The organism is Catenibacterium sp., assembly GCF_052354645.1.
Classification (GTDB): domain Bacteria; phylum Bacillota_I; class Bacilli_A; order Erysipelotrichales; family Coprobacillaceae; genus Catenibacterium; species Catenibacterium mitsuoka_A.
On record NZ_DAWDDM010000306.1, the window covers coordinates 1 to 2,265 of the forward strand.

At 36.0% G+C, this 2,265-nt stretch carries 1 protein-coding gene; it reads left to right on the top strand.

Annotated elements, in window-relative coordinates:
• A partial coding sequence (locus ACT8VG_RS10345; protein WP_444195820.1) for a family 20 glycosylhydrolase occupies positions 1-2,265 on the top strand: 2,265 nt, incomplete at both ends.

Below are 2,265 nucleotides of genomic sequence, written 5' to 3' on the forward strand. Positions count from 1 at the left end.
TCTGCAAGGGAAAAAAATTGGTGCAGGAGGCTTACCAGCAATTATTGCGCTATCGGGAGTTGCTTCTGCAGCTGCACCAGCTTTCGCGGCACCTAATGTGATTTATCCAAATGTACAAAGCTACACAAAGGATTCAGACACATTTACATTGCCAAAGAAAAGCCGCTTACTTGTGGTTTCAAATGAAAAGTCACTTAATAATGAAGTGTTATTACGTGACTTGAAACGTGCAAGTTCGCAGTTAGCAGACAGAAGTGTTTTATCAGAAGCACCACAGATTGTTTTTGGTACATTAGAAAATGCTGCAGACAATGACATCATTGTAAAAATGGGAACTAACCCAGATTTAACTGGTAAGAATGATGCTTATGCAGTAGATATTAAGAATAATATTACTATTTCTGCAGAAGATGAAACAGGAATCTATTATGGTTTAACATCTGTGATCCAAATGTTAATTGAAGGTGACAATGTTTTAACTAAGGGAAATATTGTTGACTATTCAGATGTAGAAGACCGCTCATTCCATTTGGACTGTGCAAGAAAGTTCTTCACAAAGGATTGGATCATTTCATTAATCAAGGATTTATCTTGGCAGAAATACAATTCAATTCAGCTTCATTTCTCTGAAAACGAAGGTTTTAGATTACAGAGTGATACTCTTGAAGCAATTGATGGCTTCCAGTATGTAAACAACCAGTATTTAACTAAACAGGATATGTTAGAAATTATTCAGGTTGCAAATGAATATCATATCGAAGTTATCCCATCTTTAGACTCTCCAGGTCACCTTGGTGCAGTTCTAAGATATTTACCATCTGACTATAGCTGTGCAAGCTTATTCCCATCTGATGGTAGAAGAGCACAGTGCTTCAATATCTTTACAAATGACGAAGCACGTGGCTTCTTAATCGATTTAATGACTGAATTTATCGATTTCTTCTCAGAAGCTGGATGTAAGAGATTTAACATTGGTGGAGATGAATTCTTAGAAAAATTCTCTAACTTCTCCAATGAACAGTATGTACAGATCATGGAATACTTCAATGAAGTATCTGGAATCGTCAAGTCAAAGGGTATGACTCCTAGAGCCTGGAACGATGGTGTGATGTATGGAAACTATACTGGATATAAGTTAGATCCAGATATCGAAATCTGTTATTGGGCTGCTCCACAGAACTGTGCAAGCATTGAAAAGTTTGTAGCAAATGGTAACAAAGTTATCAACTACTCTGATATTTACATGTATTATGTATTATCTTCTTGGTGGTTACAGAATGCATGTCCTGAAGGGGATAGAATTTATAGAGAATGGAATCCTGGTAAGTTCTCTACATTACAGGGTGGCATTCCACAGACTTATAACAAACCTTATGCAAACTTTATTAAAGGTGGTTCTTATGCAATTTGGTGTGACGTTCCAGGTTATATGACTCAGGATTCAGTGGCCAATAACATCTTCTATAGAACACGTGCAACTGCATATAAGATGTGGAACACATCAGACTCAATGCCTGAATATGCAGATGTGAAGAAGGCATTTGATAAGATTGGACGCGTTCCTGGTTATAAGAGCGTGTTACCAGAACCAGGTCAGGTTCTTTATGAAGGACAGTCTGTTGCACTTACAATTGAATATAAGAATGAATTTGGACAGACTATTGAACCAACAGAAACTTTATATGGCTTAAAAGACAATGAATACACTATTGAACCTAAGGAACTTTATGGTTATAAGTTCGAAAAGGCAAGTGAATCATTAACAGGCGTATATAAAGAAAACAAAACAATCACTTTAACTTATAAGACATTCACTGATAAGGCACCATTAATCAATGAAGTGAATAATGCGTTAGTGATTAAGGATTATATTCCTGAAACAGTGAAGGAATATAAGGAAGCTCTAGACGTTGCGAAAGACGTTAAAGAAGATCCTTCAGCAGGACAGAAGAAAGTTGATGAAACATTAGCTACACTTCGTACTGCAAAAGAAAAAGCTGTAAAGGCTAAATTTTATAAGTTATATGTAGAAGCAAATTATCCAGTAAGTGATGCTGCTTATGCATCTGGATATCAGGCTTATATGAATGCCGTTAATAACGGAAAGAACACTCTTAAAGATGAAAACTTAGATGTTGAAACAGCTGAAACTGCTTATAACAACATTATGAACGCAAAGAAAGCATTAATTAAGAAAGCTGCAGATAAGCCTACAATTTCTGCAACTAAGGGATATTATAGCTGGTACTCATACAACAACATGAT